The 7,110-nt window shown below is 50.1% G+C and carries 8 protein-coding genes; 1 reads left to right on the top strand and 7 read right to left on the bottom strand.

The window, feature by feature from the left end:
- The 5 genes from AC5V8P_RS21420 to AC5V8P_RS21440 form a co-directional block, all read right to left on the bottom strand.
- The coding region (locus AC5V8P_RS21420; protein WP_495473841.1) for a metallophosphoesterase at window positions 1–749 on the bottom strand (749 nt) is incomplete at its 3' end.
- Window positions 750–805: 56 nt separating this feature from the next.
- Window positions 806–1,615: an AAC(3) family N-acetyltransferase gene (locus AC5V8P_RS21425; protein ID WP_063209485.1), complete on the bottom strand. Its 810-nt coding sequence runs from the start codon at window positions 1,613–1,615 to the stop codon at window positions 806–808.
- 167 nt (window positions 1,616–1,782) lie between these two features.
- Window positions 1,783–2,550, bottom strand: a complete 768-nt coding sequence (gene sdhB / locus AC5V8P_RS21430) for a succinate dehydrogenase iron-sulfur subunit (protein WP_064798050.1) — start codon at window positions 2,548–2,550, stop codon at window positions 1,783–1,785.
- A gap of 19 nt (window positions 2,551–2,569) precedes the next feature.
- Window positions 2,570–4,315: a succinate dehydrogenase flavoprotein subunit gene (gene sdhA / locus AC5V8P_RS21435; RefSeq protein ID WP_064798049.1), complete on the bottom strand. Its 1,746-nt coding sequence runs from the start codon at window positions 4,313–4,315 to the stop codon at window positions 2,570–2,572.
- 93 nt (window positions 4,316–4,408) lie between these two features.
- Window positions 4,409–5,083 carry a succinate dehydrogenase cytochrome b558 subunit gene (locus tag AC5V8P_RS21440; protein ID WP_063209491.1) on the bottom strand — a complete coding sequence of 225 codons (675 nt, stop codon included), beginning with the start codon at window positions 5,081–5,083 and terminating at the stop codon, window positions 4,409–4,411.
- Window positions 5,084–5,309: 226 nt separating this feature from the next.
- Here AC5V8P_RS21440 and AC5V8P_RS21445 point away from each other — a divergent pair, with 226 nt between their 5' ends.
- Entirely contained in the window at window positions 5,310–6,215 is a 906-nt protein-coding gene (locus AC5V8P_RS21445; RefSeq protein WP_064798048.1) for a LysR family transcriptional regulator, read from the top strand.
- Window positions 6,216–6,220: 5 nt separating this feature from the next.
- Here the strand turns inward: AC5V8P_RS21445 and AC5V8P_RS21450 are convergent, their stop codons facing one another.
- Both AC5V8P_RS21450 and AC5V8P_RS21455 read right to left on the bottom strand, forming a co-directional pair.
- Window positions 6,221–6,898 carry a potassium channel family protein gene (locus AC5V8P_RS21450; RefSeq protein WP_063209495.1) on the bottom strand — a complete coding sequence of 226 codons (678 nt, stop codon included), beginning with the start codon at window positions 6,896–6,898 and terminating at the stop codon, window positions 6,221–6,223.
- An 18-nt stretch (window positions 6,899–6,916) separates the two neighbouring features.
- Window positions 6,917–7,110: potassium transporter TrkG (locus tag AC5V8P_RS21455; RefSeq protein WP_495473842.1), on the bottom strand; the 194-nt coding region annotated here is incomplete at its 5' end.

Consider the following 7,110-nt stretch of genomic DNA (forward strand, 5'->3'; position numbering starts at 1 on the left):
CCATGCGTATGTCCTGACAATTGAAGATCAAAGGACATTTGCGCCGCCACATCTGCATAGTCCGGCTCATGCATCAACAGCAGCTTGCACATCTCATCAGGCAGTCCGTGGATGGCACGTTTCGGGTTAGGCTTGCCCATGATGTTATCTTCTAACCCGACAATAGCTACACGCTGTCCTGCACGCTCTACAACCGCATGCTCGTTTCTCAGCAGCGTAAACCCGGTTTTCGGATACAACTCCTGAACTCCGGCGGGTAAGCCTCTATAATCATGATTGCCCAGAATAGCAAACTTACCAAGGGTAGCGTGCATGGAAGCCATAACTGGAACAGCAGCCTTCATCGATACGGAATAGTCATCTACAATATCACCTGTAAAACAGAGTAAATCCGGCTCCAGACCTGCGATCCGGTCCGCAAGCTTGCGCAGATCCTGCTCATCCATGTGAAAGCCCAAGTGCACATCGCTGAAATGCACCACCCTCATTCCGTCAAATGCAGACGGAAGACGAGGAAGAGACAAGCTGAAGCGTGTAATCTCCAAATGATTAGGCTCCCATAAGGAAGCATATCCTCCAGCCAAGAGTGCAGTTCCAGCTGTAGCCAGAGCCGCCTTTTTCAAAAAACGGCGGCGGGAAGGATTGGCTGGCTCATTTGAAAAGGAACGCCGCGAAGAACCGGGAGGGCTAGCGGCCTTCTGTTGTGGGCCATCCTGGCTCTCGCGGCGGATTTGCGGCGTCTTCCCCATTTCTTTCCCTCCTTGCGATTTATTCACTTTTTAAAAAAATTCATATTTCAGAAGCATCACCGATGAGTGGACAACCACTGCTCTGCATAGTCAACCAAATCCCGTTGCCTTGCGAAAAAACATGAAGCCTCTCCGATGTTCACCCGTGTGAAAGACGAGGGACAGTCCCGTTCAAAATCAAGTCCCAGCTGCTCAAAATCATCCGAGGTAATATTATAATCCTGAAAAGACACCCACGCTTTGGCCCCATCCACCATCATAGGAGCTTGATGCGTGATGACTTCACGTCCATTGTAGGCTGTTCGATATTCTGCCAAATGCAAGGACGTGTTGCTGTCATGTCCGCAGCCCAGCAGCAGTACATAGGCGTCTGCTTCATACAGCTTGGCCAAGGGTGAATGCTCTCCCAGCCCAAAATCAAGCTCATGCGCTTCCAGCAAGCCTGAAGCAGCAGGTCCACGCGCCGCCAGAGAAACGTGTGGATGCCCGCTGCGCATTGCTCCCGGCAGGCCACGGAACGTTTCTACAATGACGCCCATCCCTCCAGTCACTGTCCAGGCTGGATCATAAGCGGGCATTTCCTCGCGTACCAGTTCCCACCATGACTCATCCAGAGGTGGGTTCATCCAGATGGACGGGTCTGACAAGTCGTGTGACTGTGTCGGCATCACCAGCGTCCCTTCCGGGCCAATCGCTTCGGTTAGTGCAGCAACAATGGCGGAGGCTCCTCCTGGAACAAAGCGTCCAAAGCTGCGCATCGAAGAGTGAACAAGCAATGTCATGCCGCTCCGAACTCCCAGATCCCTTAATCCTTTCAATACATCCGACCTTGTAACAGGTCGTTTCGTTATCGGTTGCACAGTCACCTGTCCAGCCTCCTTTTCTCCAAAAACGATACACAATATCATAATTATACCATAAGTGCTATTCCGCGCTCCTTCTCCATGTTACCCTCCATTGTTTCTAAGCGCAAAAAACAGGCCTTTCTCCGGTTTGGAAAAAAGCCTGTTTGTTACCTCTTGGACTGGTTGTGCTACACTGTCAACCAGCGCTTGAACATATGCTTGGTCGTTTGCTTGTTCATCTCGGCAATAGAAGTTGTCAACGGAATGCCTTTCGGACAAGAGCGTACACAATTTTGTGAGTTCCCGCAGCCCTCCAGCCCGTCGTCCGTCATCAATGCCTCCAGGCGCTCCTCCTGATTCATTTCCCCTGTCGGATGGCTGTTAAACAGGCGAACCTGAGAGATCGCCGCAGGTCCGATAAACGTCGTCTTCTCATTGACATTCGGGCATGCCTCCAGACAGACCCCACAGGTCATACACTTGGATAGCTCATACGCCCACTGACGCTTTTTCTCTGCCATTCTGGGACCAGGCCCCAGATCGTAGGTACCGTCAATCGGAATCCACGCTTTGACCTTCTTGAGCGCGTTAAACATCCGGCTGCGGTCGATGACCAAATCCCGTACGACCGGGAATGTGCTCATCGGCGCAATCGTAATCGGCTGCTCCAGCTTATCGACGAGCGCCGCACAAGCCTGACGCGGCTTGCCGTTAATCACCATGGAGCATGCTCCACATACTTCCTCCAGGCAGTTCGACTCCCAGCACACCGGAGTCGTCTCTTTCCCGTGGCTGTCTACTGGGTTACGCTGAATTTCCATCAGCGCGCTAATCACGTTCATTCCCGGTCGATAGGCCAATTCAAATTCTTCCGTATAGGAACTGGCATTAGGCTCATCCTGACGAGTCACAACAAACTTCACTGTTTTGTTTGATTTCAATGTTTGCTCCGACATCTAGATACACTCCCTTCTGTTATTTGCTTTTGGAATAATCCCGAACACGCGGCTTGATCAGCGAAACGTCCACAGCCTCATACGAAATTTGTGGCCCTTCCGGTGTCCAGTCTGCAATCGTTGTTTTCAGAAAATCCTCATCATTACGGTCCGGGAAATCCGGCTTATAATGAGCCCCACGGCTTTCGTTGCGCAACAGCGCCCCTTTGGTCATGGCCTCGGCCAGCTCCATCATATTCCACAGTTGACGTGTAAACGCCGCGCCCGCATTATTCCAGCGTGAAGCGTCATTAATATTAATGTTGGAATAACGCTCCTTCAGCTCCTTGATCTTGTGGATCGTAGCTTCCAGCTTGTCATTATACCGAACCACGGTCATATTGTTCGTCATCCACTCACCCAGCTCTTTATGAAGAACATAGGCATTTTCTTTTCCGTCCATATGCAAAATACGTTCATACTTCTCTGTCTGCTGATTGACTGCCGCATCAAATACCGAAGAAGCTACATCCTGTGCAGACTTTTTCAAGCCCTTAATGTATTCCACAGCCTTCGGTCCAGCCACCATCCCGCCATAAATGGCCGACAGCAATGAGTTTGCACCCAAGCGATTCGCTCCGTGATACTGGAACTCACATTCACCTGCCGCGAACAGGCCCGGTATATTCGTCATCTGATTATAATCGACCCACATGCCGCCCATTGAATAATGAACAGCCGGGAATATTTTCATTGGGATTTTACGCGGATCGTCACCGACGAATTTTTCATAAATTTCAATAATGCCGCCCAACTTTACATCCAGCTCTTTCGGGTCCTTGTGGGACAGGTCGAGGTAAACCATGTTCTCGCCATTAATCCCCAGCCCCTCATCAACGCATACACTGAATATTTCACGGGTCGCAATATCACGAGGCACCAGATTTCCGTATGCCGGATACTTTTCTTCGAGGAAGTACCAAGGCTTGCCGTCCTTATACGTCCAGATACGACCGCCCTCTCCCCGTGCTGACTCCGACATGAGACGCAGCTTGTCGTCACCAGGTATAGCCGTCGGGTGAATCTGAATAAACTCACCGTTCGCATAGCGCACGCCTTGCTGATACACCGCACCAGCAGCCGTACCGGTATTGATGACAGAATTCGTGGTTTTGCCGAAAATAATCCCGGGACCACCCGATGCCAGAATAACTGCATCCGCCGCAAAAGTCTTCACTTCCATCGTACGCAAATCCTGCGCGCAAATCCCTCGACAGATGCCTTCATCATCCAGTACAGCCTGTAAAAACTCCCAATTTTCGTACTTGGTCACCAAACCAGCAGATTCCCAGCGTCGGACCTGCTCATCGAGAGCGTACAGGAGCTGCTGTCCTGTCGTCGCACCGGCAAAGGCTGTCCGATGATGCTGGGTACCGCCGAAGCGGCGGAAATCCAACAGTCCTTCCGGTGTCCGATTAAACATGACACCCATGCGGTCCATGAGATGGATAATTCCCGGAGCCGCTTCGCACATCGCTTTTACCGGCGGCTGGTTAGCCAGAAAGTCACCGCCATAGACTGAATCATCAAAGTGAATCCAGGGTGAGTCTCCCTCACCTTTGGTATTTACTGCGCCGTTAATGCCGCCTTGAGCACAAACGGAGTGGGATCTTTTGACCGGAACCAGAGAAAATAAATGAACGTGGACTCCCGCCTCTGCCGCCTTGACCGTAGCCATTAGACCCGCCAGACCGCCGCCCACGACAATAATGTTGGATGCTGCCATTTCTGCTCACTCCTTCTTTTCAGGATTTGTACGAAATCCTCTTTTCCAATCCAAAATAAAATCTCAACACGATGTATCAATTAAATGACTCATTTACAGTAGCTGTTTAAAAGGACCGTATTGCACCAAGGCTGTGGCCATCTGCTGGAATTCCGCGCTGCGGAATGCAAACAGAGAAGCAATGAATCCGATCGACACTACCACGAACAGGGTCATACAGATGTAGGAAGATACCTTTTGGGCACGTGGTCCGACGGTAATCCCCCAACTGACCATAAACGCCCATAGACCGTTAGCAAAGTGAAAGGATGCCGAAACGACGCTGATTAAATACAAAATAAAATAGACCGGGTTCGTCACTATGCCGTGCATTACACCGCCCAGCTCCTCATGAGTTACATTACCCAGGGCCACTTGAATGCGTGTGTCGTATACATGCCAGATAATAAATACAAACGTAATGACGCCGGAAATACGCTGGAACAAAAAGCGCCAATTGCGCGAATAGCCAAACCTTTTGACATTCGGGTCAGCCTGATAAGCGATATACAAGCCATAGATTCCATGGAACAGTAATGGCAAGTAGATAAATAATGTTTCTAGCACAATAACCAGTGGCAAACCATTCAGGAAGGCCACGCTGCGATTAAATCCTTCCTTCCCGCCCTCCACCGCTGTGAAGTTTGTCACCAAATGCTCAACAAAAAATAGAGCCAATGGAATGACGCCAAGAAGCGAATGCAGCTTTCTGGAATAAAATCCTCTCATCTAGGTCATGCTCCCTTCTCCCAATAATAGCGTTTTCAATAGTGATATAACATATAAAATGACAGTTCCCGACAGGAAATGTCCAACAAGGTGTCCCTTATAAGGAAAAACAAAAGTGTGAACATCTTGTGTCGCTTTCATGTTACTCCTTTTCGGCTTATAATGGAATTGCAATATACGTATTAATTATTATGTCTTTTTTGCATATAGAGAGGAAGTGGATGATTTGTTTGAGGATTTGAATGCTTTTGCCGTCGTTGTCGAGCAGTCCAGCCTGAATAAAGCCTCCAAACTGCTGAATCTGTCCCAACCTGCCCTGTCCCGTAAAATTGCCAAGCTGGAGGAAGAGCTGGGTGTCCATCTCTTCGATCGCCGCGGCAAACGGCTCGAAATTACATCGACTGGCCGATTTGTATATACTTTCGCGCTGGAGCAGCGGCAACGACAGCTCCGTTTCTTACAAAAGCTCTCCCAGCACAAAAATGAAGCTCAAAGCATGCTTACACTGGGTGCCAGTCTCACGACGCTCCAAACGACGCTGCCGACCCTCGTCGAAGCTTTCATGAGCAAGCATCCTCAGACTGAGCTGAAGCTGCTCACCGGCAAAACGCATGAAATCGTCGCCTTTATACGCGACAAAAAGGCAGACGCCGGTATAGTCGGGTCTGCCATTCATGAAGCCGGACTGCGTTGCATTCCGTTATTTGACGATCATTTGGAGCTAGTCGTTCCCATCGGACATGAATTAACAGCCAAGACGGGAACAGTCTCGATGAAGGATCTGCAAGGATTGCCGATGATTATTTTCTCCAAAGGAACCTGGTATCGCAGCCTGACGGATGATTTGTTCCAGCGCAGCGGCATTATGCCGGATATTCGTATGGAGATTGACTCCTTTGAGGCGATTGTACGCCTGCTTCCCACCTGCAAGGCATCCGCTTTGCTGCCCAAATCCTATTTGCGCAGCGAACTGCTGCGAGATAATGGACTTACTGCATTGTACTTGCCTGATTTGAAGGAGACACGTCGAACGACCTCCCTCATCTACTCAGAAACGGCCGACCTCGGCCCGACAGCACGACGCTGGATTAGCGAGACACGTGCATCGTTTGCAGGCCACCGTATGGTGTAGAGGATCTAAGCCTCTTCATTGACGTTAACGACTTCATCCTCAAAGCGGCCGATATTGTCATTGGAGCCGATAATGACCATAATATCGTCTGCTTTCAGCCGATCCATAGCTGTCGGTGCGATTAAAATACCATTCGCCGTATGAAGCGCCACGATGCTGCAACCAAAGCGGGTACGAGCATTTAATTCTGCTAACGTTTTGCCATTCAAACATGCAGGCACATTGAGTTCCACAATGCTGTATTCCTTGGACAGCTCCAAATAATCGAGCAGATTGGGCGTGACCAGCTGATGCGCTACCCGGATCCCCATATCCCGTTCCGGATAAATGACTCGGTCCACACCAAGCTTCTCTAACGCACGCCCATGCAGCACAGATATGGCTTTGGCTACGACTTTTCTCACACCCAGCTCCTTCAGCAAAATGGCGGTCAGGATGCTTACCTGAATATCATCCCCAATCGCAACAATGCCGCAATCGAAATTACGGATGCCCAGTGATCGCAACGCATCTTCATCTGTGGCGTCCGCTACGACAGTATGTGTCAGGATCTCACTCATACTGTCCACAACATCCTCATTCCGATCAATGCCCAGCACCTCGCATCCCATATCCACCAATTGCAAAGCCAGGCTTGAGCCAAACCGCCCCAAGCCAATGACGACAAACTGCTGCGTTTTCATATCTACTCGAAAACTCCCTTACCCTATAATTATTTTACCTTCTGGATGACGATACAATTCCTTACCCTTTTTTGGTCCCAGGGCATAAGCCAGCGTGAGCGGGCCCAGCCTGCCTGCAAACATCGTCAGAGTAATCACCAGCTTGCCTACGACTGTCAGATCAGGTGTAAGACCCATAGACAGCCCTACCGTACCAAATGCAGACACCGTCT

It is taken from the genome of Paenibacillus sp. N119s (assembly GCF_059447605.1).

Excerpts from the sequence above, each read along its gene's own strand:
- sdhB (WP_064798050.1), bottom strand. The coding sequence starts at position 2,550 with ATGTCGGAGCAAACATTGAAATCAAACAAAACAGTGAAGTTTGTTGTG.
- sdhA (WP_064798049.1), bottom strand. The coding sequence starts at position 4,315 with ATGGCAGCATCCAACATTATTGTCGTGGGCGGCGGTCTGGCGGGTCTA.
- AC5V8P_RS21440 (WP_063209491.1), bottom strand. The coding sequence starts at position 5,083 with ATGAGAGGATTTTATTCCAGAAAGCTGCATTCGCTTCTTGGCGTCATT.
- AC5V8P_RS21450 (WP_063209495.1), bottom strand. The coding sequence starts at position 6,898 with ATGAAAACGCAGCAGTTTGTCGTCATTGGCTTGGGGCGGTTTGGCTCA.